The organism is Furfurilactobacillus curtus, from assembly GCF_054657915.1.
In genome coordinates, this window is record NZ_BAAHXU010000001.1 from 1932108 (window position 1) to 1954852 (window position 22745).

Consider the following 22745-nt stretch of genomic DNA (forward strand, 5'->3'; position numbering starts at 1 on the left):
GTATCATTAACATAGAGAGAAGATTAGGATGATGAGTGAGTTAGTTATCTTACGCCACGGTGAAAGTACCGCTAATCGGGATAATATCTATACAGGTTGGTCTGATGTGTCGCTAACGCCACGTGGCCGTGAGCAAGGACACCGAGCTGGAAAGCTTGTCGCCCAAACTGGGATTGCTTTTACGGATGTTCATACTTCATTGCTACAACGGGCAATCGAAACAACCCATTTAGTTTTGGACGAATGTAACCAACTGTGGTTGCCTGAACACAAGACTTGGCGTCTCAATGAGCGGCATTATGGTGCGTTGCGCGGCCAAAATAAAGATTGGACACGCCAAGTGTACGGAGAGCGGCAAGTTGCGCAATGGCGTCGAGGCTTTCGCGTCGTACCCCCCTTATTAGCCCATCCGGACCATGAACAGGACCGTCGATATGCGAAGCTACCAGCGACGGTATTAACGCGAGGAGAAAGTCTGGCGATGACGTTAGCGCGGTTACAGCCATATTGGACTGATGTAATTGTACCGAATCTGTTAGATGGTCATAATCAGCTAGTGGTCGCGCATGGCAGCACGTTAAGAGCCTTGATCAAGTATTTAGAGCAGATTAGCGATGAGGCGATTAGCCAAGTTGAAGTTCCTAATGGCCAGCCAATTCACTATACGTTTAATCACAAAATGCAGATTGTTAATAAGGAAATTTTAAGCCAATGAATGGCTGACTGCGCAAGCAAATATTCAGCTAAAAAGTAAAAGACCTGATTTTTCGCATTGACGAAAAATCAGGTCTTTTTGACTGAATTGAAATTCAATTTTTGGGGTGGGTGAGTGGGAAGCTAATTGTGAAAATCGTGCCATGTGGCACATTGTCGGTAATACTAATACGGCCCCGGTGGCTATCGGCAATCCATTTCGCAATTGATAAGCCTAATCCGTTGCCACCAGTTGCCCGGCTACGAGATTTATCAACGCGATAGAAACGGTCAAAGACGTGTGGTTTGTCGGCATCAGCAATACCGATGCCAGTATCCTTAATTTGTAACTCCCAGCGTGTGCCCACAACACGTGCCATTAAGGTTACCGTGTCACCTGGATCAGTGTACTTCAGTGCGTTATCCAAAAAGATGACGATTAATTGGTGAATGCGCTGTTTATCGATCGTTAGACGCCGATCTAGATCGATTTGTTCGGTGAATTGTTTGTCTTGACTGGCAGCAATTTCGGAATAGGGCTGACTTACTTCAGTTAAGAATGCCTTCATGGGCACTGTTTCTGTACGAATCTGCGTCATATTTGAATCTGATCGTGCAAGTAAGAGTAAATCACTGGTTAAAGAATTTAACCGGCGTACTTCAGACAATGAAAGGGTGATTTGCTCAGTTTGGTCCATAATTTTATCATTAGGATGGGTCAGCATTAATTCCAATTTATTTTGAATAACCGTTAGCGGCGTACGCAATTCGTGAGCAGCGTTGGCAACGAACTCGCGTTGAAGTTGCCACGACCTTAAGATCGGTCGCATGTTTAAACGGGCTAGCACATAGCTAAGTAATATCGAAATGACCCAAAAAATAAGCATGGACCACGTTAATACACGTTTGAAGACTTCGATGGAAGCTTTTTCGGAATCAGTATTGGTGACAATCATCAGGTAGTCGCCAGCGTAAGCTAAGTTTGAATTTGTTTTGGGAACATAAAAAGTCAACGTTCGAAAATTGTTTTGCTGATTGATACGGACATCGTGTAGCTCATTTAGATGTCCCTTATTTAACTTCAATTGTTGTAAAACAGCCGTATAGTTATCCTGACCATTGGGCGCGGAACTGCTAGAATCGCTCTTAGCGCTGGGACTGGTCTGTTGACGTGTCGCTGGCGTATTGACAGCGCCATTCAGTAATTTTCCTTTGCGATCAAAGACGAGAATCGAGGTTCGAAATGCGATCGCACGAAAGGCGTCTTGGCTTGGTGCACCACCGGTAACCGGTTTGTTTAATAGTAGTTGACGTTGAACCCGGATACCGCGGTCAACACCTTGGTAAATCGAGGGCTGAAAGACCCGCCAAAGAATCGTGCCAAGTGATAAAAAAATTAAGGCAAAGCTGATTAATTCGCTTAGGAATAGCCACCATTGTTGCCGACCAAAGGCATGTGTTGCTTGTTTTTTATTCACGGCTCAACTCCTACCAAATAACCGGCGTTTCGCAATGTTTTAATGTATTGATCAGCACCGAATGGTTTTAATTTCTTTCGGAGATTAGAAACATAAACTTCAACCACTGTGATAGAAGTTTCTGAATCAAACCCCCAAAGTCGATCGAAGATTTGATCCTTCGTCACGATGGTGCCTTGATTTTGAATGAAGTACACTAAGAGATCAAACTCTTTACCATTTAGCTGGACGGATTGTTCTTGAATAATGACCGCGTGATTTTGCAAATTAACCTCAATGTCGCCCATCCGAAGGACATTTTCGTTCAGAAAGTGCCCCGTGCGCTTAATTAATGCTCGAACACGCAGCATTAGTTCCTCACGATGGAAAGGCTTCGTCAAATAATCATCAGCGCCTAAGTTAAACCCACGAATCTTATCATCAAGGCCGTCCTTGGCTGTCAAAAATAAAACAGGGACGTCCAAATGCTGAGTACGAATAGCCTTTAAGACATCTAAGCCACTTTCAGACGGCAACATCCAGTCGAGAATAATTAAATCATAAATCCCTTGTGTCGCCATAAATTCGCCCTCTTCGCCATCAAAGGCCTGATCACAATCTAATAGGTCAACCAGCAATTCCTTAATGCCGTCTGAAACAGAATGATCGTCTTCAATAATTAAGCCACGTGCGCGCTGTTGCATGGTGGTCCCCTCCTAAAGGTAAGCTTTCTTAACGCTTATTGTAGTCGAAAATCTCCGCGGATGCGACCGCAGTTGCGGGTTGGGGGAGCAGCCAGCCGCTATCGATGACTTCATGATAATGTTTGGTGATGGGCAACCAGATCTCGGCCTGCAAAATATCTAACATCGTTGCCCAAAATAACGGATCCCGTTTTTGCTGACGGGTTAGGTGCAATTGAAAACGTTGCCCGGTTTCTGTTTCAGCGATGATCAGTGGACAATGAGCACTGACCACTTTGGCAGCAATAAGGTTGGCTGAATCTTTTAACATGAGCATCGCTCCATTCGTGTGACGTGATTTTGATTCTTAACCAGCATAAAAAGATCAGCATAAGGCTAGCTTAAAAAGGGAGAAAGAAACATTTGCGACGAGATTAGGAACTGATTCGCTTTCTAAGCGACTTCTAATGTCGTATACTAATTCCAACAACGAAAAGGAGTGTGAGGGTTTTGAGTAGTGAAATTACAGCTGATCAAATTCAGCGGTACCAAGAAGAGTTAGCGGATCGCAAAGATGCCGCGGTGATTGAACGGTCAATTAAACATAATGGTATCTTAGCCACCGCCCAAGATAATGCGGCCAATGTCGATCTGACGCCAGTTTTTTCCATCGATTTAGACACGGGACATGTAGCTAACCAGAAACAAAGCGGTCGTTGCTGGATGTTTGCTGCTTTAAATACGATGCGTCACTCAATGAAGGATACTTTTAACTTGCCTGGCGATTTTGAATTGTCCCAAAATTACACAAATTTCTGGGATAAGTTTGAAAAAGCAAATTACTTTTACGAAAATGTCTTGGTCACGGCGGATCAGCCGTTGGATGATCGTAAAGTAGCCTTTTTGATGGCAACGCCCCAGCAAGATGGTGGGCAGTGGGACATGATTTGTGCCGTGATCGAAAAATACGGCGTTGTGCCGAAGTCAGTGATGCCAGAGACGTTCAATTCATCTTCATCATCAGACTTAAATGCGTTGCTGAACAAAAAGTTGCGTAAAGATGCGATCGCTTTACGTGAGTTAGTGGCTAATCATGCGACACAGGCGGAAATTGACGAAATTAAAGATCGTAAGCTACAAGAAGTTTACCGGATTTTGGCTTATGCTTTAGGTGAGCCCGCGCAGAAGTTTGACTTTGAGTATCGTGATCAGGATAAGACTTACCATATTGATCAAGGATTGACGCCTAAAGCCTTTTACGACAAATATGTTAACTGGGATTTGTCCCAATACGTCTCAGTGATCAACGCGCCAACGGATGATAAAGCTTACAATAAGACTTACACCGTTGAAATGCTTGGCAATGTCGTTAATGGCCGGCAAGTGAAGCATTTAAACGTGGATATGGCTAACTTTAAGCAGATGGCGATCGCACAACTTGAAGCGGGACAGAGCGTTTGGTTTGGTTGTGATGTTGGGCAAAGTTCTGATCGTAAAGCTGGGATTATGGATTTACAAGTTTACGCCAAAGACGAATTGTTTGACGTTGATTTTGCCATGACGAAGGCTGAACGGTTGGACTATGGTGAAAGTTTGATGACCCATGCCATGGTCTTGACCGGTGTTGACCTGGTAGATGGTAAACCAACTAAATGGAAGGTTGAAAACTCTTGGGGAGACAAAGTTGGTGAAAAGGGCTACTTCGTGATGAGTGACGCGTGGATGGATGCTTATTGCTACCAAGTTGTGGTCAACAAGACCTTTATGCCAGAAGCTTTACAGAAGGCACAAGCACAAACCCCTGAATTACTGGCACCATGGGATCCAATGGGCGCCTTAGCTTAAAACAGTAAGCCGCTTACAGTAGTTTTGAAATAGTTATAAAAAGTCCTTTCCGATTTTTCGGAAAGGACTTTTTATAGACTAGCTTGAATTATTAGGCAATTAGCCGCGGTCTAATACTAAATCATAAGCGACATTAGTTTCATCTGGCCGACCACCGACCACAGGGACTAAACCAATATAATCAAAACCGTTTGTTTCGATAACGTGTTGCATGCCAAAGTTTTCTGGATGCGTATCAATGCGAATACTCTCAATGTCGGAATCCGCAGCAATTTGCTCCTTCATGAGATCAAAAAAATCATGGGTTAAGTGATGACCACGTGAGGCCTTCGCCATGGCCACACGATGAATGGAGACATAATTATTTGTTGTCCCCTTAACGCGCCAGTCGCCATCAATGATGGCTTCGTATGGTTGATCTAGTCCTTTGACCAAAGAAGCGATGGCTAAAATGGTACCTTCATCGTCTTTTAAGGCCACCGTCTCACCGCGTTTGATGTCATTGGCGATAACATCTGGTTCTGGATAGCCATTTTGCCATTGATCGATTTTTTGATCAGCCAGAAAATCACGAGCATCGTTAATGATATCCTGAATTGCGGGTAAATCAGTGATTTCGGCAAAATGTAATGTAACGTTCAAAGTGGATGATGTCATGAGACTCGCTCCTTTCAGGAATTGTGCTAAACAATTCCGCGGGACAATGTACCGTTAAAACGGCCAGGTTGATTCACGAAGAATCATGACAGTAGCCATATTATGGGTGGGTAACTCCTCATCAGTTACACTTTTCATTGGCTGGCTACTGCCTGATGAAAAGGTCAAATAGGTGACCACGAAAAAGCATTGTACACGGTTCAAATGAAAATGGCTACCGTTTTCGACATTAATTTTCTACTAATTATTTTCATAAATGAAACAGGTAGAAAAGGCGTCGATATAGCACGTGTGAAAAAATCACAAGTAGCCTTATTGAACTCTCATTTTTAATCATCCGCTAAAAGATCGGTGATCCATTCTAGAGCCAATTCAAACCAGTGTGCGACATGTGGCAAATCGGTCCCTGGTTTCCAAGCAGTCGTCTGATCCGCCAGGGCTAAGCCATGGGGGCCGTGATTGAAAATATGGGCTTCCAATGGAATCTGATGTTCATACAACGCTTTGGTGTAGACGAGACTATTGGTGATCGGCACGGCCTGATCTTCGGTGGTTGCCCAAATAAAGGTCGGTTTGTTGGCTGCCGTTACGTGCCTTTCGGCGGCGTCACGTTGGCGATCATTGGTCCAAGTGGCAATTGTCGCTGCTGTTGTCGGAAAGCCAAGTTGCACATTAGTGACGGGATAACAGAGGATGGTGGCGCGTGGCTCAAGTTGGGCTGCGGTCGTGCCAATGGCATTTGTTAACCAACTTGACGACCAATAGTCGTTATATAGAGCAGTTACAAGACCGCCAGCGGACATTCCCAAAATCAAGACTTGATTTGCATCGACTGGCCAGTCAGAATGGTCTTTAAGTAGAACCATTGTTTGGCCCAATTCAATGATTGGTACTGGTAAAATTGGCGTTATCTCGCTGATAAATGAATAGCGTAGATAAATGGCATTGAAGCCACGAGCAAAGAAGGCCAGTGCCACTTGCTCTGCCTGAGATTCAGGAATATGGGTAAATGAACCACCCGGAACGATCACGATAGTTGGGAAATGTTTTTGTCCTGCCGGTCCAGGACAATCGTGAAGAAAACCGTGGAAGTACGCTTGACCATTTAATGATTGATGAATTGTTTTCATGAAGAACACCTCAGTTGTAATCATAACTAATTTGGTTAATTGTACAACCGAGTAGGTCACTTTATGAATGGAAATAAAGTTAATTGACGGGGTAGGTTGAAGATTGTGACAATTGAAACAGATCGGTTACGACTGCGGGCCGTAACTGAAGCAGACTATGAAGCTTTTTTAGCGATCGTTAGCAACCCTAAAGTTGCCCTGCCGGCTGGTTTTCAGCCGGTTAAAAATTCCTTTGAGGGGCATTTTTTAATTCGCCAAACACTTCATCAGCGATGGCTATGGGGGATTGTTGTAAAGTCGACGAATCAATTTGTTGGGACAGTCGGTCTTTATGGCAAGACAGACGATGAGGGCCGACTGCTTCATGACCAGCGCGATTTAGGCTACATGTTAAACGAGGCTGTTTGGGGTCATGGCTACATGAGTGAGGCGGTCGCTGCTGCATTAAACGAGGCTTTCAATCGGGGATTGACGCATATTTGGGGCTCTTACTTCGAAGATAATCAGCGCTCAGCGCATATTTTTAAAAAGATGGGTTTTAGTTTTGATCATCAGTTACAACATAATGAACATGATTTTTTTGCACCTGGAAAACAAGAATGTTTTTATCGTCTAAGTGCTACTGACTTTTATCAAGCTAACCCCATGGGAGCTTCATGAATGGTTTGTCATGGGGAGCCGATTGGTAGTGGTTAACCAAATGGAGGGGAAATTATGCAATTAACTAAAGGTGTCGAACAGGCCGCCTGTATTTTGGCGCTCTTGGCCACACAAGATGCGTCAGCGCCCATTACGTCAGAAGTTATTCACACCCGTTTAGGCGGTTCACAGACTTATATGCGAAAGATTATGCGTAAACTAGTCGTTGCTGGCTTAGTCCGCTCTGTTTCTGGAAATCAGGGCGGCTTTAGTATCGGTCGCAACGCTCGGCAAATTTCCGTTTGGGATGCGGCCATTGCAGTCGAGGGAGATTTTGCTTCGTTTCCAAATAGCGGATTGATTGACCGTGTGTTTAATGACGTTGAGCCATTAGCAAATCGAGGCTCACAAGTGCTTAATGATTTATTTTCCATGGCTGACCGCCAGTATCGGACTGTTTTAGAGCAAGTTTCAGTTCACCAAATGTTGGTGCGAATTCTTCAATCCGAAATCATTCCAACGGTTGATTGGAATGAAAGCACGGACAATTATGCTTTTTTTATTCGCAAACTGCGCAATTTGTTACACGAAGAGCCAAGCAACAACCATTAAACGAATTTTGTTGATTAATGAATCCGGTTTCATTAAAACAAAATGAAAATAAAGGTTGCATTTTATTAAACATCTTCCTATACTCAGAACATATCGAATGAAGAGGTTGCGACAATCATTAGTCGTCAGGTTGAGAGTGGACAGACTCGTTGACATCTGGCAAAAGGGTGCGTCGCCGAAATTAAGGCTTGCTGTTTCAAGACTTAGTTGGGCCGTTGGTTAACAGCTGACGGACTGTCGCAGCAAATAAAAACGTTGCGGGGCGCTATCAACGATTGACCAGGATGAATGTTGTGGTCGGTTTGTTTGGCGTGTGAAAAACACTTTCAAACAGACCGACCTTTTATTTATTCAGATTACATCAAGTGCTTCTCTTTAATGAATGGGAGGAACTCGATATGGCAGAAAATGAAAATCGCGCGGTAAAGCGTGAATTAAAGACGCGTCATCTTTCGATGATTGCGTTAGGCGGTAGTATTGGAACTGGGCTATTTGTGGCCTCAGGATCCGCTATTTCCGCTGCAGGTCCTGGTGGGGCATTGGTTGCCTACATTGCAATTGGTATCATGGTCTTCTTCTTAATGACGAGTCTTGGTGAAATGGCGACTTACATGCCATTGACTGGATCATTTGCTGCCTATTCGACAAAGTTCGTCGATCCAGCGTTAGGGTTTGCCATGGGCTGGAACTATTGGTTTAACTGGGCAATTACATTAGCGGTTGATGTTGCTACGGCCGCTTTGGTTATGCAATTTTGGTTACCTAATGTGCCTGCTTGGATTTTTAGTATGATTGCCTTAGTCTTGATCTTTACGATTAACGCGCTATCTGTCCGCTCTTTTGGAGAGACTGAATATTGGATGTCCATTATTAAAGTGGTCACTGTGTTAGTCTTCTTGGGTGTCGGGACATTGACCATTTTTGGCATCATGGGTGGGCATGCAACTGGTTTTAGCAACTTGACCTACCACAAGGCACCATTTGTCGGCGGCGTGCCGGCCTTGCTATCAGTGTTTGTCGTGGCTGGATTCTCATTCCAAGGGACAGAATTGATCGGGATTGAAGCTGGCGAAAGTGCCACGCCTGAAAAGAGTATTCCTAAGGCCATTCGACAGGTCTTTTGGCGGATTTTATTATTCTATATTTTAGCGATCTTTGTCATCGCATGTATTATCCCATATACCAGTAAAGATTTATTGGGATCGAGTGCTTCTGATATTGCCATCAGTCCATTTACATTAGTCTTTCGCCGAGCTGGGTTAGCTGCTGCGGCCAGTGTCATGAACGCGGTTATTTTAACCTCAGTTATCTCTTCAGCTAATTCAGGCATGTATGCTTCAACGCGAATGCTTTATTCATTAGCGAATGAGGGGTATGCGCCAGACTTCTTTGGACGTACCAACAAGCGCGGGATTCCTATGGCGTCTTTGATTGGAACGACCATTGTGGGGTTGTTAACGTTCCTGACAAGTGTTTTTGGACCAATGATTTATATGTACTTGGTGGCCGCTTCTGGGTTGACGGGCTTCATTGCGTGGTTAGGAATTGCCATTAGCCACTATCGGTTCCGACGAGCCTTCATTAAGCAAGGTCATCAAGTATCGGAGCTACGTTATCATGCAAAATGGTTCCCATTTGGTCCCGTCTTAGCCTTAGTCTTAGGGATCGTTGTAATTGTGGGCCAAGATTTAAAGTCTTTTGCACAGCTTGATTTTCAAGCCATTTTAATCACCTATATGAGTGTGCCATTATTCTTAGTTTTGTGGTTGTATTATAAGTTGCGGCATCATACGCACGTGATTCCGTTAGAAAAAGTGGATTTAACGCCACGAACAGTTGGCGAAAGTTATGACGCAGCAGCCAATGAAGCTGAGCAACAGAACGTTGCGCAAACTTCAACAGCTACTCATGATTCTAAAGGTTCCGTGGTTGCCTCGGAGACGAGTGACTAGCTAGTTCTTAAAAAGTGAGCTTGCCCGGCAAGATGGGTAAGCTTTTTTTATGGGCCGGTCTAAGGTTAAATGACAAACAGATTACTTTTACACTTGTAAGCTACAAGATGTGGCGGCAAAAAAGAGACGTGCTACAATATATTGGTGATTATATGGAGCTCACGATGTGTGGTGATTAACCACGTAACGTGGTAACAACGAAGTTTAGGGGAGATTATACATGATTGTTTTAGCAGGTACGATCGGCGCGGGTAAGACAAGTTTAACGGATTTATTAGCAAACCATCTGCATACGCAGGCTTACTACGAGTCAGTGGAAGACAACCCGATTTTGCCGTTATTTTATCAAGATCCAAAGAAGTACGCTTTTTTACTTCAAATTTATTTCTTGAATAAACGGTTAGATGCGATCAAAGCGTCCTTTGCTGATGATAATAGTGTGATGGATCGCTCCATTTATGAAGATTCATTGTTGTTTCACCTAAACGCTGATCTGGGTCGGTCAACGGGTACCGAAGTTAACATCTACGATTCCTTACTGAAAAACATGATGCAAGAACTGCCCGATGCAACGCATGCAAAGAATCCAGACCTGCTTATTCATATCGATATTTCCTTTGATACCATGCTTGATCGAATTCAAAAACGGGGTCGAGCCTACGAACAAATTGATAATGATCCCTCTTTGTATGAATATTATCAAGAACTCAACCATCGGTACACTGCCTGGTATGAACAATACAACCATGGACCAAAGATGAAAATTGATGGGGATCAATTCGATTTCGTCGAGGATCCCAATGCTGCTCAAGCTGTACTGCAACAAATTGACACTAAGTTGACTCAATTGCAATTAGCCACGGCTTAATAACTACCTAGATTTCAACGTGTGGGCAACACCAATAGTTGACGGGCTGTCTTAATTGATTGTGCAAGGGTACTGATTGACAACGTTTTTGGATGAAATTGTCTAGCCATCCGATCCTTTTGGTCACGTGTCTTGCACTGGAGAATATTTTGGCTTACACTATCTGTAATAATTAACTAAATAGTGATTAAAACACAGTTGTTATGACAACGCTTGTTCAGAGAGTCGGTGGTGGTGCAAACCGATTAGCAGTCTTTCCAGCAACGAAAAAAGTGGGTGGGTAATGCCACACGGCGAAAGTCGTTATCTTGTTCGAGCGCATCGGTTACGATGAACTTGGGTGGTACCGCGAATTAACGCCATTCGTCCCAATTTTTTTGGGGGATGAATGGCGCTTTTTTTATGCATACAACTTAATTTATGGAGGTTATCAGCGATGTTAGATATTAAACGAATTCGTAATAATCCGGCAGAGGCAAAAGAAAAGTTAGCAACTCGGGCTGTGGCACCGGAACAAATTGATGACGTGTTGGCTTTGGATGAGCAGCGGCGGGAATTACTGCAACAGACAGAACAGTTAAAGGCCGAGCGAAATCAGGCCAGTGATCAAATCAGTATTGCAAAACGCAATCATGAGAATGCAGATGAAGCCATTGCTCAAATGCGCGAAGTTGGTAGTCGCATTAAAGCGTTGGATAACAAATTAGATGACGTTTTGACCGAATTTAATGATAAAATGTCGCGATTACCGAATTTTCCGCACGATACAGATCCGATTGGTCCGGATGAGAATTACTCGCGGGAAGAACGCAAGATAGGCACATTGCCACATTTTGACTTTCAACCTAAAGCTCACTGGGAAATCGGTGAGGATCTTGGCATTCTAGACTTTGAACGGGCCGGTAAGGTTTCGGGGGCTCGCTTTGTGTATTACATGGGCATGGGTGCCAAGTTAGAACGTGCCATTTATAATTTCATGTTGGATCAGCATGCCGAAGAAGGCTATGAAGAAGTGATCCCGCCGTACATGGTTAACAGTGCATCGATGTATGGTACGGGACAATTTCCCAAGTTTAAAGAAGATGTTTATCAACTCCAGGATGAAGATTTGACTTTGATTCCAACAGCGGAGGTTCCCTTAACAAACTATTACCGTGATGAGGTCTTGCCTGTCGCAAAATTACCTGTATATTTGACGGCGCTGACACCCAGTTTTCGTTCTGAAGCCGGATCAGCTGGTCGTGATACTCGCGGGCTAATCCGCATGCATCAATTCAATAAGGTCGAGATGGTTAAATACGTTAAGCCAGAAAATTCTTATGATGAATTAGAAAAGATGACCGCTAACGCCGAAAACATTTTGCAAAAATTGGGCTTAGCCTACCATGTGATTACGTTGGCAACTGGGGACATGAGCTTCACGGCAGCGGAAACTCACGATCTAGAAGTGTGGATTCCACATCAGGAAACCTATCGAGAAATTTCCAGCTGTTCTAACTGCGAGGACTTTCAGGCTCGCCGTGCTCAAATTCGATACCGTGATGAAGATGGCAAGGTTCACTTAGTGCATACATTAAACGGTTCTGGCTTAGCCGTTGGTCGGACAGTTGCCGCCATTTTGGAAAATTATCAAAATGCGGATGGTTCAGTGACGATTCCAGAAGCCCTTGTGCCATACATGCATGGTATCACGAAGATTACCAAAGAAAACGCACACGCCAAGTAAGGGCGTTGTTAGTTAAAGGATCCACTGTTTGTTAAATTATTTGAGGTGTTACAACCAGAATTGTCTTGCTGGTTGTAACACCTTTTTTGTCGAGCTATGCCAGCCTGACCGATTGACAGAAAGCACCAATTCGTCAAGTTCAGTCAGTGTTCGACATCACCCAGCTGGCTTCACTCTGATTTTTGGGTAAAACGGCCATAATTCTGCACATTTTTCGAGAAAATCCCTGAAATCATGTTGACAGTTTTTGACCGTAAATGATACTATCTAATAGTTGTCTGATGAGGGAACGGAATCAGATGCTGCGGATGTGGCGGAACTGGCAGACGCGCTAGATTTAGGTTCTAGTGTCTTTTGACATGGGGGTTCGAGTCCCTTCATCCGCATCGTTTGCCGACTTAGCTCAGCTGGTCAGAGCACCGCTCTAGTAAAGCGGGGGTCGGAGGTTCGAATCCTCTAGTCGGCATTGTACCAACAATATGCGGAAGTAGTTCAGTGGTAGAACATCACCTTGCCATGGTGGGGGTCGCGGGTTCGAATCCCGTCTTCCGCTTTTCGTAACGTCTGTTATGAGAATGCACCCATAGCGCAACTGGATAGAGTGTCTGACTACGAATCAGAAGGTTGTAGGTTCGACTCCTACTGGGTGCATCATTGGCGACCGCCACCAATAATTGGTGGCGGTCTTCCTTTTTCGGGATATAGCTCAGCTTGGTAGAGCACTGCGTTCGGGACGCAGGGGTCGCAAGTTCAAATCTTGTTGTCCCGATTAGATATAGCGTTACATACAAAAAGCGTCGACACGGTCAATCGTGTTGACGCTTTTTTTGAACCAGCCAAGCTCGATCATTGTAACAGCCAACTACCACTAATTTGCCAACACTAATTGATGGTAATTTTTTTTGACTAGGCCAAGTCAATTAGGCGATGAACACGGGGGATATAACGTGATGAAGGGAAGAGTGCACAAAAATAGGGGCGTTTTTTGGAAATAAGGGTCTAGTTATGGCATGATGGCAGTAGCAAACAGCGTAAGGAGCGAATTGATCATGAGTGTAACGAGTGATATTTTAACGGCAATTGAAGAAGCACCAACGATTATTTTACATCGTCATCAACGTCCAGATTTAGATGCCTTAGGTTCTCAACTGGGGCTCAAATCTATAATTCAGGCAGCTTTCCCACAAAAGTCTGTTTGGGCAGTGGGAGAAATGCCCGCAGATTTTGCCTGGCTTGGCACTATGGACACAATTGCTGACGTACAGTATCAAGATGCACTGGTCATTGTCCTCGACACGGCTAATACCGAACGAATTGATGATGAACGGTACGCCACTGGTAATCAGTTAATTAAAATCGATCACCACCCTAATGATGACGCTTATGGATTGCCAATGTGGGTTTTACCAAAAGCCTCCAGCACCTCAGAATTGATTGTTGATTTAGTTAATGACAGTCATGGTGTTTTAAAACTTAATCAAACGGCCGCAATCGCGTTATATGCTGGAATTGTGGGAGATACTGGTCGCTTTTTATACCCAGCTACCAGTGCACATACATTTGCCGTTGCTAGCGAATTATTGGAGACGGGAATTGATGCCGCAACGGTTAGCCGGCATGATAGTGAGCTAAGTCGAGGCATTGGTCAGCTGATGGGAGACATTTTGAATCAGTTAACCATTGATCCAGATGGTGCAGCTAGTTATGTGGTGTCCCAAAAACGTCTGCATGAATTGAACGTTTCTACCGAAGCTGTCCATGAACTGGTATCAACGCCTGGTCGATTGGCTGACGTGATTGCCTGGCAAATTTTTGTGGAAACGCCGGCTGGTGACTATCGGGTTCATTTACGTTCAAAGGGGCCAGTTATTAATGAGCTGGCCAAGCAACATCGCGGTGGTGGTCACGAATTAGCTAGTGGCGCGACAGCAGCCAATCTAGATGAAGTTAAGGAAATGATCCATCAACTGGTAACCATTGTACATGAATGGCGTCAAGCACAGTAACTCTTGATGTTAATGGAAAATAGGCGAGTTAACTGACTGACAGGGAGTGATCAAGTGGCGAATCGTAATCAAGTGGCCCAGCAAGTGCTAATTGCATGGTTAGATCAAGCGTTTAAGCAGCACCGTAAAGCGCGCCTGGTGCGGCAGTTGGCGTATTTAGATAATTTAGTAACCACAGAGGTGACTCAGTCAACTGATGATTTAGCAGCGGCTCAAGCCGCAATGGTGTTGCCCAATGAGGACTTTTTAGCGTGCTTGTTAACATGTCCTTTCCATAACCAGATTTTGACAGGAGACGCAATCCGAGTTCAACACTGGTTTGAACAGGCGCTGACATCGGCTCATAGTCAAATTTTTAGTAACATTGGCCTGCTAATGGAAATTGTTTTGGACCAAGAGTCTGGTTGCGGTGTTGCTCAATGGGATGATGAAACGATTGGCACAGCGAACTGTCTTGCTGGTTTAGCCAATGACCAATTTTTAACGATTGTGATCCAATTACAACAGCAACTAGTCGGTCAGCCAGAAAATGATGAGCGACACTTTCAGCTTCATTTGGCGCCAGAACAATTACGTGAGTCTGAATTGTCTCAAATTCATCAGGTTACATTTAAATGGAGGCGACATTGATTATGGCCAAAAGATCCGGAAGATTATTGAAATTGATTTGGGGGTTAATGCTGGTGTCTGTGCTGATTTTAACGATCTGGCCCGCGCACTCGCAGCAGAACCTAACGAATTTAGTTGTCTGGTGGATCGCCTTTATCTTAGCGTCGTTTGGACTTGTTTTCGGATGGCGTTATCGAAAACGACTGCGTGGTAGGGTTCTATTAGCAACAATGGTGGCATTGACAGTGGTTTTCGGCTTGTTTGTGTTATTAGTAGCTTTGTTTGCCGAACATGGGATCGCTCGCTTGGGATTAGCTTTAGTTGCTCTGAGTATCGTGATTACGGGTATTTTATGGTATGGTCGAGTGTACGAACAACGTCAATGGCTTAATACCGGATTAGATGACCATCATGACCAAATGAGTTGAAATGGAGCGTGAAATAGTTGAACAAGCGGCAAGCACAGGTTCTAAATGGCATTCTTTTAGCCAGTGGTGGGGCGATGCTCTGGGGCGTTTCTGGAGTCATCGCCCAAATTTTGTTTACCGGAGACCATCCCGTGACACCAGCGTGGCTAACCACCATCAGAATGATGCTGGCAGGCGGAATCTTGTTGATTTACAGTGTCCTCTCTGGTGGTCAACCATTAGCGGTGTGGCGCCATCGAAGGACCGCTCTTCAGCAGATTGTTTTTGCTTTAGTCGGCCTCATTCCCATTCAATTTTTCTATTTTTTGGCAATTCAATATGGGAATGCCGCTCTGGCGACCATTTTGCAATTTCTCGGCCCATTAGTCATTGCCGGCTATTACCTGATTTTTCATCATGTAATTCCATCTCGTGCGGAAAGTATTGGGATGTTATTAGCACTGACTGGTGCTTTTTTTGTTGTCACTCACGGCCGAATCGATCACTTGGCCGTCTCCCCAGGATTGTTATTTTGGGGCCTAATGTCAGCAATTGCCGTGGCGACCAGTACATTGCTGCCACGACCACTATTGCCGCACTTCGGAGCCGTCAATGTCAATGGCTGGGGACTTTTAATTGGTGGGATGGCAATGAATGCCATTCAACCGGCATGGGTTGGTGTACCGCCGTTAACTGGACGTACGCTTCTTGCTATCGGTCTGGTTGTCTTATTTGGAACTTTAATTGCATTTGTGATGTATTCCGTTAGTTTGCAGTATGTCTCGCCCACCACGGCTAGCCTTTTAGATGCCTTTGAACCCCTGGCAGCTACAGTAATCTCAATTACAGTGCTACATATTCCATTTTCGTGGGCTGATGGCCTAGGGGGTAGTTTAATCATCTTAGCAGTGGTGATGTTAACGCTAGGCTATAAAAAGCCAAATTGATGAACTAAACGAGTTGATTCGAGATAATTCAATCGATGACCTAGCAACATATGGAACCGTACTCAAGCGTGGTATAATCAGTTTGTTACCGAAATCAAATGGAGGTTTTTAACATGAAAATTATTGCTTACGGAATTCGTGATGACGAGCGGCCATATGTGGATGAATGGGCGCAAAGCCAAGGAATTGAAGTTAAAGCAACTGGTGAGTTGTTAACTGAAGACACTGTGGATCAAGCTGCCGGTTTTGATGGGGCGGTCGTTTATCAACAAAAACCATATACGGCGACTGTTATTGATCGTTTAGCAGAGCTGGGTGTCAAAAATATGTCTTTGCGTAATGTCGGGGTGGATAATGTTGATGCGGAAGCGGTTAAACGGACTGGATTGCGTGTCACCAACGTTCCGGCTTATTCTCCAGCAGCAATTGCGGAGTTTACCGTCACCGAATTAATGCGGTTATTACGTCATACGAAGCAATTCGAACGTCGGCAGGCAAAGGGTGATTTACGCTGGGCGCCAGATATTGCCACTGAGTTGAATACATTGACTGTCGGGGTCATCGCAACTGGACGAATTGGCCGAGCAGCCATTCAAATTTATCAAGGTTTCGGTGCTAAAGTTGTGGCTTATGACGTTTTCAAAAATCCTGAATTAGAAAAAACGGGCATGTACGTTGACACGTTAGATGAATTATATGCGCAGGCTGACGTTATTTCTTTGCATGCACCAGCCACGAAAGAAAACTACCACATGTTAAATGCAGCGGCCTTCAGTAAGATGAAGGATGGTGTGATCATCTTGAATCCAGCTCGAGGTGATCTGTTAGATACCGATGACTTAATTGCCGCTTTGGATTCTGGCAAAGTCGGTGGCGCAGCCTTGGATGTTTACGAGGGCGAAGTTGGCATCTTCAACGCCGATTTTGGTCAGTTTGATGCGATCCCAGACGACCGACTAAAGCGTTTGATGTCACGGGACAATGTCCTAGTGAGTCCACACATTGCGTTCTATACGAAGACAGCGGTTCGTAACATGGTCCAATTTGCTTTAAATAACAATCGTCAGTTAATCGAAACAGGAACGGCGGATAATGTCGTTTCATTTGACTAATCAGACTTCGGTAGTGCACTGACAAAATACGTTCGCCATCATTGAAGAGCGGCCAACCCAAAATCATGGTCGGGCGAAAGTCGGCCATTCATGATTTCCCGTTGTTACTCGGACTCAAAGCGAACTTGCTAACGTTTTGATCAGTTTGTAAAGAGCCAGTATCGATTATGTAAAACCCGTGCTTTCTTTATGAAGGCATGGGTTTTATCAGCTATACTGATTGAGACACATGGCGCTTTCCCCAGTAAAGGAGTTTTATCATGTCTTTCAGTCAGACCGCATATCAAGCTAATCGGTTACTTTGGCAATCTAGCATTCAACATCCATTCATTCAGCAACTGCGTGATGGTACCTTGCCTGAAGCAACCTTTCGTTATTACCTTATTCAAGATCATCACTATTTGCGTGACTTTGCACGCGTACATGATTTAACGGCGCAAGCGGCTGAAAACAAACAAGTTAAACAACTTTTAACAGATTTGGCAAACGGCCTGCGCGCTGGCGAAATCACAACCCAAACGACTTTTTTTAAACCATTAGCGATTACGCCAGCCGATGTGAGACAGACGCCGATGGCACCAACAACCTATGCTTATACGTCGCACATGTACCGGACGCTCTCACAAGCGGGGCCAGCCGCCGCCATCGCCGGTCTACTACCATGTGCTTGGCTGTATGCGGATATTGGTGCTGCCTTACAAGGGGTGAGCTCGCCGGTGCCTGTCTATCAGGCCTGGTTAGATAGTTATCAGGCAGCCGATTACACAGATGCTGTGGCGACTCAAATTGAATTAACCGACCAAGTTGCGGCAGCAACAGATCAGGCAGAACGCGCACAAATGATGGCCGCTTTTGCGCGGAGCACGTACTTTGAACTCAATTTTTGGCAAATGGCGCTTGACCAGCAACAATGGCAGCCATGATTATTTTTGTTACCATACTGGGCCTCGTATGACGAAGCTGTTTTGCTTGTGAAGATCAGCAAGGGCAAGGTTGAAACGAAGACAAAATTCATTGCCAAAGCTAAAAAGCCAAATCGCGGGACATGGGTTTTGACTCATGTCCTGCGTTTGCGCTCGCTTATGATCTTCTTCTGCGTGTGGCACTAGCATTTTGTTTATTTAGACCTTACCGAAGCCTTTGAATCCTTTATGATTGCAAATTTAGTCAGGGTTCGTATAATATAGTCAATATTAGTCAAAGACTGGGGTGAGCAATCATGGAAGGACCAACTAACATTTCGGATGTGATTGAGAAATATTTGAAGGGCATCTTGGCTGATGAAGAACAGGTGGAAATTCGCCGCTCTGACATTGCCGACCAATTTAATGTCGTTCCTTCGCAAATCAATTACGTGATCAAAACCCGCTTCACCATCCAGAATGGCTACATCGTAGAGAGTAAGCGAGGCGGCGGCGGCTATATCCGGATCGAAAAAGTTAATTTATTGGCAGATACGGATGTGCTTGACAGTCTGCTTAGCGATGTCGTGGGCGATGCCATTAATCAACATGACGCCTACGCGATTATTAATTCATTATTCAACGACGGTGTACTCAAGGAACGCGAGGCCAATATTATTTTAGCGGCAATTGATAAAGACACCTTGGCCGTGGCTGACCATGAGGTGGAAAATACGCTGCGTGCCCGCATCCTGATTGGTGTGCTGAATCGTTTACGGTTTGAAGACTGAGCGTTAATGAAAGGCAGGACAGCAAATGGATAATTTATTTACCCCGAGTGCCAAAGACGTACTTGTTTTGGCGCAAGAACAGGCAAAGTATTTTAAACACCAGGCGGTTGGCACTGAGCATTTGCTCCTTGCTTTAACCATCGAACAAAATGGGATCGCTAGTAAAGTTTTACAACAGTTCAATATTACTGAAGAGGACGTTCGTGAAGAAATCGAACGTTTCACCGGCTATGGTACGTTAACCAATGTTGACAAAGAAACCTATCTTCCTTATTCACCAAAGGCGAAGGAAATCCTCACGATTGCTGGTGATGAAGCAAAACGACTGGGTGCGACTAAGATTGGGACCGAGCACCTATTATTGGCACTACTTTCCGATGAAAGTATTTTATCTTCGCGTATCTTAGTCACACTAAATCTTGACTTAGCCCAAGCGCGCAAAGTGATTCTGCGAAAGCTAGGAATTACTGACTCACCACGACGCCGGCAACAAATGAACAAGGCTGCTAACAATAAGCAGCAAGCAGAAGGGACACCAACACTAGATTCGTTAGCACGTGATTTAACGGCTTTGGCTGCGGATAATCAGATGGATCCAGTTGTTGGTCGTAGTAAAGAAGTTAAACGGGTCATTCAAATTTTGAGCCGTCGAACCAAAAACAACCCCGTTTTAATTGGGGAGCCTGGGGTTGGGAAGACAGCGATTGCTGAAGGATTAGCGCAAAAGATTGTCGCTGGTGACGTACCAGAAGACTTAAGCGACAAACGTTTGATGATGCTCGACATGGGCTCATTGGTCGCCGGCACTAAGTATCGAGGCGAATTTGAAGATCGACTAAAGAAAGTTATTGAAGAAATTTACAATGACGGACATGTGATCTTATTCATTGATGAGTTACACACACTAATTGGGGCCGGCGGTGCTGAAGGTGCGATTGACGCTTCTAACATCTTGAAGCCCGCCTTGGCTCGTGGTGAGCTACAAACAATTGGCGCCACGACTTTAAGTGAATATCAAAAGTATATTGAATCTGATGCCGCGTTGGAACGTCGATTTGCGACGGTTCAAGTTGATGAACCGACAGAAGCTGAAGCGGTGGAAATCTTAACCGGGTTGAAACCACGTTATGAAGAACATCATCAAGTTGAGATTACTGATGATGCTGTCAATGCGGCAGTTAAACTATCAGCTCGGTATATTACGGAGCGTTTTCTGCCTGATAAAGCGATCGATTTGATGGACGAAGCGGGTGCCAAAGTACGCATTGACGCTGCTGGTCACAAGACGAAATTAGCTAAACAAGAAGATAAGTTAACCGACTTACAGCAACAAAAAGAAGCTGCGATTGAGAATCAGGATTTTGAAGGTGCTGCGGCGATTCGTGAAAAAGAGATGGCAATGCGAAAGCGTGTTGATAAGCTCTTGGATGAACAAGACAATGAAAAGCTCAGTGGTCAGCCACATTACGAGCTGCAAGTGACTGAAGAAGATGTCGCAGAAGTTGTTTCAGAATGGACTGGCGTACCGTTGACGCAACTTCGAAAAGATGAAGAGTCACGACTACTCAATCTAGAGAAAGTTTTGCATGAACGAGTCGTCGGTCAAGACGAAGCCATTTCTGCGGTTGCACGAGCGATTCGTCGTGCTCGATCTGGATTGAAAGATCCAAATCGTCCAATTGGATCGTTTATGTTTCTTGGACCTACCGGTGTCGGAAAAACTGAGCTGGCAAAAGCCTTGGCTGAGGCAATGTTTGGTTCAGAGGATAATATGATTCGGGTTGACATGTCAGAATATCAAGAGCGCTTTAGTTCTAGCCGGTTGATCGGGGCAGCCCCTGGGTATGTCGGTTACGACGAAGGGGGTCAATTAACTGAACAGGTTCGAAATAAACCTTATTCAGTGGTACTTTTGGATGAAGCCGAAAAAGCAGATACCGATGTTTTTAACTTGTTATTGCAAGTATTGGATGATGGGTTCTTAACGGATTCGAAGGGACGCAAGGTTGATTTTCGTAATACAATTTTGATCATGACCTCGAATTTGGGTGCGACTGCCGTTCGAGACGATAAAGAAGTCGGATTCGGCGCAACCAGTGCAACGGACAACTACCAAGCAATGTCCGATAAAATTCGTCAGGCATTGCGACTTACGTTCCGTCCAGAATTCTTAAATCGAATTGATGAAACGGTTATTTTCCACTCCTTGACCAAGCCAGAACTGCACGAAATCGTAAAGTTAATGGCGGGTATCGTCTTGAAGCGGGTGGCTGACCAAGGAATCAAGGTCAAAATTACACCAGCTGCGATTGATGTGGTGGCTGAAGCTGGGTTTGATCCAGAGTACGGTGCACGGCCAATTCGCCGGGCCTTACAGACCCAGGTTGAGGATCGCCTTAGCGAAGCACTGATCGCTGGTCAAATCAAGACGACCGACGCGGTGACTGTTGGCGCTAAATCTGGCAAGATAACGATTACAACAAAAACGGTTCCAGCTGCAAAGACAACCGTTAGTGCCAAGTCATAACCGAAGTAAAGGCTTAAGAATCTCGGACAAAACTAAAATCTAAATTTCATTTCTAATTCTAAATCGCCAAAATGCGGGACATAAGTCAAGTGACTCCGCCTAAAAGCGAACGGCAAACGATGAATAAAACCATCATCATTGGCGGTTCGCCCTTAGTGTTCGTCACTTACCGACTTATGCCCCGCGCTCTTTTTGAGTACAGCTCATTAGTCTGTTAGGTACATGAATGCAAATCGTTAAGATTTATCCAGAAAGTTAACCTTGTGAATTGCATTTTGGGCTGTTAACCGGCAAACTTGGAGTAAATAGTTATGCGAGTGAGGAAGGTACCTATGAGTCGAGAGGAGCAACTGGCCCACACGCGCCGAGGCATATTGGACGCGGCTCGGACCTTATTTTTGAACAAAGGATATGCAGAAACATCAACGCGTGATATTGCTAACGCAGTTGGGTTAACTCAACCAGCCCTTTATCATCATTTTGCAGATAAGGAACTTATCTTTATTGAAGTAATCAGCGAAGTTGGCCGTGAATTGGCAGGGCGGATGAATGCAATTATTGACGACGGCGATGGCGATGGTCTAACGGTATTGACTGATTTGTCTCAAGCTATGATTGCAATTCATCCCCGTGATGCCTTTAGCCTGATTCATGGTAGCTTCCAATATTTAAAGCCAGAAAATCAAGGGAAATTAGGACGAATCTTTAGTCAAGATTACGTGCAGCCACTGGTTCGTTTTTTTAGTTCAGATAAACTGACATTAAAGTCGGGACTAGATCCAATGACTGCGGCAAATTTTTATATGACGAGTTTGGCGCCGTTGTTTGCGGAATTTCATCAACTAGGTGGACCGGGCCTTAGCGACCGTGAACGCATTCAAGTGTTACTTAAATTGATTCTATTTGGTGTTGCTGATGAAACGAATGTATGATTTTGGTTGCTTAGCGGCGACAGTAAAAACCGTGCAGCGACGGATGCAAACTCATTGACAGAATCATCTTGACGGCGTATATTTATCAACGTATATCACTGTGAATAAAAATGGCCGAGGCGATCTATTGTCCGTTGAAGCCCTTATAGAAAAGCAAAAGTAGCGCTTACATTTTTTGTGAAATGAATTGCTTCTTTTGCCTTTTTTATGCTCAAAATTTGTGTTTCAAGTGTTTTGTAATCAACTTGTA

21 protein-coding genes, 5 tRNA genes and 1 riboswitch are annotated in these 22745 nt (G+C 44.5%); of the genes, 21 read left to right on the forward strand and 5 right to left on the reverse strand.

Annotated features, from left to right (window positions below):
* Positions 1-31 precede the first annotated feature (31 nt).
* Complete coding sequence (locus tag ACYQ0Y_RS09010) at positions 32-715, forward strand: 2,3-bisphosphoglycerate-dependent phosphoglycerate mutase (protein ID WP_407884354.1); 684 nt, start codon at positions 32-34, stop codon at positions 713-715.
* A gap of 94 nt (positions 716-809) precedes the next feature.
* Here ACYQ0Y_RS09010 and ACYQ0Y_RS09015 read toward each other — a convergent pair whose 3' ends face one another.
* Genes ACYQ0Y_RS09015 through ACYQ0Y_RS09025 form a run of 3 tightly spaced genes read right to left on the reverse strand, consistent with a single transcriptional unit; the run spans position 810 to position 3164 of the window.
* Positions 810-2171 carry a sensor histidine kinase gene (locus ACYQ0Y_RS09015; RefSeq protein WP_407884303.1) on the reverse strand — a complete coding sequence of 454 codons (1362 nt, stop codon included), beginning with the start codon at positions 2169-2171 and terminating at the stop codon, positions 810-812.
* On the reverse strand, positions 2168-2854 hold the full coding sequence (locus ACYQ0Y_RS09020) for a response regulator transcription factor (protein WP_407884302.1): 687 nt from the start codon (positions 2852-2854) through the stop codon (positions 2168-2170). Before ACYQ0Y_RS09020 ends, ACYQ0Y_RS09015 begins: the two co-directional genes overlap by 4 nt.
* Positions 2855-2882: 28 nt before the next feature.
* Positions 2883-3164, reverse strand: coding sequence for a hypothetical protein (locus tag ACYQ0Y_RS09025; protein WP_407884300.1), 282 nt, complete (start codon positions 3162-3164; stop codon positions 2883-2885).
* Between the two features lie 179 nt (positions 3165-3343).
* On the opposite strand from ACYQ0Y_RS09025, the gene ACYQ0Y_RS09030 reads away from it, so the two are divergent.
* Positions 3344-4678, forward strand: a complete 1335-nt coding sequence (locus ACYQ0Y_RS09030; RefSeq protein ID WP_407884298.1) for a C1 family peptidase — start codon at positions 3344-3346, stop codon at positions 4676-4678.
* Positions 4679-4777: 99 nt separating this feature from the next.
* Here ACYQ0Y_RS09030 and ACYQ0Y_RS09035 read toward each other — a convergent pair whose 3' ends face one another.
* Both ACYQ0Y_RS09035 and ACYQ0Y_RS09040 read right to left on the reverse strand, forming a co-directional pair.
* Positions 4778-5335, reverse strand: a complete 558-nt coding sequence (locus tag ACYQ0Y_RS09035; protein WP_407884296.1) for a GNAT family N-acetyltransferase — start codon at positions 5333-5335, stop codon at positions 4778-4780.
* Positions 5336-5664: 329 nt separating this feature from the next.
* Positions 5665-6465, reverse strand: coding sequence for a lp_1002 family arylesterase (locus ACYQ0Y_RS09040; RefSeq protein WP_407884294.1), 801 nt, complete (start codon positions 6463-6465; stop codon positions 5665-5667).
* Positions 6466-6570: 105 nt separating this feature from the next.
* Here ACYQ0Y_RS09040 and ACYQ0Y_RS09045 point away from each other — a divergent pair, with 105 nt between their 5' ends.
* The 19 genes from ACYQ0Y_RS09045 to ACYQ0Y_RS09135 all read left to right on the forward strand — a co-directional run bounded on the left by ACYQ0Y_RS09045 (position 6571) and on the right by ACYQ0Y_RS09135 (position 22495).
* Positions 6571-7125 carry a GNAT family N-acetyltransferase gene (locus ACYQ0Y_RS09045; RefSeq protein WP_407884292.1) on the forward strand — a complete coding sequence of 185 codons (555 nt, stop codon included), beginning with the start codon at positions 6571-6573 and terminating at the stop codon, positions 7123-7125.
* Positions 7126-7179: 54 nt separating this feature from the next.
* Positions 7180-7716, forward strand: coding sequence for an Rrf2 family transcriptional regulator (locus ACYQ0Y_RS09050; RefSeq protein ID WP_407884290.1), 537 nt, complete (start codon positions 7180-7182; stop codon positions 7714-7716).
* Between the two features lie 92 nt (positions 7717-7808).
* A riboswitch (Lysine riboswitch) is annotated at positions 7809-7993 on the forward strand.
* Between the two features lie 121 nt (positions 7994-8114).
* Entirely contained in the window at positions 8115-9668 is a 1554-nt protein-coding gene (locus ACYQ0Y_RS09055; RefSeq protein WP_407884288.1) for an amino acid permease, read from the forward strand.
* A gap of 220 nt (positions 9669-9888) precedes the next feature.
* On the forward strand, positions 9889-10536 hold the full coding sequence (locus ACYQ0Y_RS09060; protein WP_407884286.1) for a deoxynucleoside kinase: 648 nt from the start codon (positions 9889-9891) through the stop codon (positions 10534-10536).
* Between the two features lie 436 nt (positions 10537-10972).
* Complete coding sequence (gene serS / locus ACYQ0Y_RS09065; protein WP_407884285.1) at positions 10973-12262, forward strand: serine--tRNA ligase; 1290 nt, start codon at positions 10973-10975, stop codon at positions 12260-12262.
* Between the two features lie 304 nt (positions 12263-12566).
* Positions 12567-12648, forward strand: a tRNA-Leu gene (locus tag ACYQ0Y_RS09070).
* 6 nt (positions 12649-12654) lie between these two features.
* Positions 12655-12728: transfer RNA gene (locus ACYQ0Y_RS09075), tRNA-Thr, on the forward strand.
* Positions 12729-12743: 15 nt separating this feature from the next.
* Positions 12744-12815 (forward strand) — tRNA-Gly (locus ACYQ0Y_RS09080).
* Positions 12816-12839: 24 nt separating this feature from the next.
* Positions 12840-12913, forward strand: a tRNA-Arg gene (locus tag ACYQ0Y_RS09085).
* A 44-nt stretch (positions 12914-12957) separates the two neighbouring features.
* Positions 12958-13031: transfer RNA gene (locus ACYQ0Y_RS09090), tRNA-Pro, on the forward strand.
* Positions 13032-13311: 280 nt separating this feature from the next.
* Positions 13312-14268 carry a DHH family phosphoesterase gene (locus tag ACYQ0Y_RS09095; protein ID WP_407884283.1) on the forward strand — a complete coding sequence of 319 codons (957 nt, stop codon included), beginning with the start codon at positions 13312-13314 and terminating at the stop codon, positions 14266-14268.
* A gap of 54 nt (positions 14269-14322) precedes the next feature.
* The gene (locus tag ACYQ0Y_RS09100; RefSeq protein WP_407884281.1) at positions 14323-14898 is read left to right on the forward strand and encodes a hypothetical protein; all 576 of its coding nucleotides are present in this window, start codon (positions 14323-14325) and stop codon (positions 14896-14898) included.
* Positions 14899-14900: 2 nt separating this feature from the next.
* Positions 14901-15305: a hypothetical protein gene (locus tag ACYQ0Y_RS09105; protein WP_407884279.1), complete on the forward strand. Its 405-nt coding sequence runs from the start codon at positions 14901-14903 to the stop codon at positions 15303-15305.
* Positions 15306-15322: 17 nt separating this feature from the next.
* Positions 15323-16231, forward strand: coding sequence for a DMT family transporter (locus ACYQ0Y_RS09110; RefSeq protein ID WP_407884277.1), 909 nt, complete (start codon positions 15323-15325; stop codon positions 16229-16231).
* Between the two features lie 113 nt (positions 16232-16344).
* Complete coding sequence (locus ACYQ0Y_RS09115; RefSeq protein ID WP_407884276.1) at positions 16345-17343, forward strand: D-2-hydroxyacid dehydrogenase; 999 nt, start codon at positions 16345-16347, stop codon at positions 17341-17343.
* 260 nt (positions 17344-17603) lie between these two features.
* Positions 17604-18266, forward strand: coding sequence for a thiaminase II (tenA, locus tag ACYQ0Y_RS09120; protein WP_407884274.1), 663 nt, complete (start codon positions 17604-17606; stop codon positions 18264-18266).
* A gap of 296 nt (positions 18267-18562) precedes the next feature.
* Complete coding sequence (locus ACYQ0Y_RS09125) at positions 18563-19036, forward strand: CtsR family transcriptional regulator (protein ID WP_407884272.1); 474 nt, start codon at positions 18563-18565, stop codon at positions 19034-19036.
* 25 nt (positions 19037-19061) lie between these two features.
* Positions 19062-21563, forward strand: a complete 2502-nt coding sequence (locus tag ACYQ0Y_RS09130; RefSeq protein WP_407884270.1) for an ATP-dependent Clp protease ATP-binding subunit — start codon at positions 19062-19064, stop codon at positions 21561-21563.
* 332 nt (positions 21564-21895) lie between these two features.
* Positions 21896-22495, forward strand: a complete 600-nt coding sequence (locus ACYQ0Y_RS09135) for a TetR/AcrR family transcriptional regulator (protein ID WP_407884268.1) — start codon at positions 21896-21898, stop codon at positions 22493-22495.
* Positions 22496-22745 lie beyond the last annotated feature (250 nt).

What these genes read in the sequence shown, in the direction of transcription:
- ACYQ0Y_RS09010 (WP_407884354.1), top strand. Translation starts at nt 32, where the DNA reads ATGAGTGAGTTAGTTATCTTACGCCACGGTGAAAGTACCGCTAATCGG.
- ACYQ0Y_RS09020 (WP_407884302.1), bottom strand. Translation starts at nt 2,854, where the DNA reads ATGCAACAGCGCGCACGTGGCTTAATTATTGAAGACGATCATTCTGTT.
- ACYQ0Y_RS09025 (WP_407884300.1), bottom strand. Translation starts at nt 3,164, where the DNA reads ATGTTAAAAGATTCAGCCAACCTTATTGCTGCCAAAGTGGTCAGTGCT.
- ACYQ0Y_RS09035 (WP_407884296.1), bottom strand. Translation starts at nt 5,335, where the DNA reads ATGACATCATCCACTTTGAACGTTACATTACATTTTGCCGAAATCACT.
- ACYQ0Y_RS09040 (WP_407884294.1), bottom strand. Translation starts at nt 6,465, where the DNA reads ATGAAAACAATTCATCAATCATTAAATGGTCAAGCGTACTTCCACGGT.
- ACYQ0Y_RS09050 (WP_407884290.1), top strand. Translation starts at nt 7,180, where the DNA reads ATGCAATTAACTAAAGGTGTCGAACAGGCCGCCTGTATTTTGGCGCTC.
- ACYQ0Y_RS09055 (WP_407884288.1), top strand. Translation starts at nt 8,115, where the DNA reads ATGGCAGAAAATGAAAATCGCGCGGTAAAGCGTGAATTAAAGACGCGT.
- ACYQ0Y_RS09060 (WP_407884286.1), top strand. Translation starts at nt 9,889, where the DNA reads ATGATTGTTTTAGCAGGTACGATCGGCGCGGGTAAGACAAGTTTAACG.
- serS (WP_407884285.1), top strand. Translation starts at nt 10,973, where the DNA reads ATGTTAGATATTAAACGAATTCGTAATAATCCGGCAGAGGCAAAAGAA.
- ACYQ0Y_RS09095 (WP_407884283.1), top strand. Translation starts at nt 13,312, where the DNA reads ATGAGTGTAACGAGTGATATTTTAACGGCAATTGAAGAAGCACCAACG.
- ACYQ0Y_RS09105 (WP_407884279.1), top strand. Translation starts at nt 14,901, where the DNA reads ATGGCCAAAAGATCCGGAAGATTATTGAAATTGATTTGGGGGTTAATG.
- ACYQ0Y_RS09115 (WP_407884276.1), top strand. Translation starts at nt 16,345, where the DNA reads ATGAAAATTATTGCTTACGGAATTCGTGATGACGAGCGGCCATATGTG.
- tenA (WP_407884274.1), top strand. Translation starts at nt 17,604, where the DNA reads ATGTCTTTCAGTCAGACCGCATATCAAGCTAATCGGTTACTTTGGCAA.
- ACYQ0Y_RS09125 (WP_407884272.1), top strand. Translation starts at nt 18,563, where the DNA reads ATGGAAGGACCAACTAACATTTCGGATGTGATTGAGAAATATTTGAAG.
- ACYQ0Y_RS09130 (WP_407884270.1), top strand. Translation starts at nt 19,062, where the DNA reads ATGGATAATTTATTTACCCCGAGTGCCAAAGACGTACTTGTTTTGGCG.
- ACYQ0Y_RS09135 (WP_407884268.1), top strand. Translation starts at nt 21,896, where the DNA reads ATGAGTCGAGAGGAGCAACTGGCCCACACGCGCCGAGGCATATTGGAC.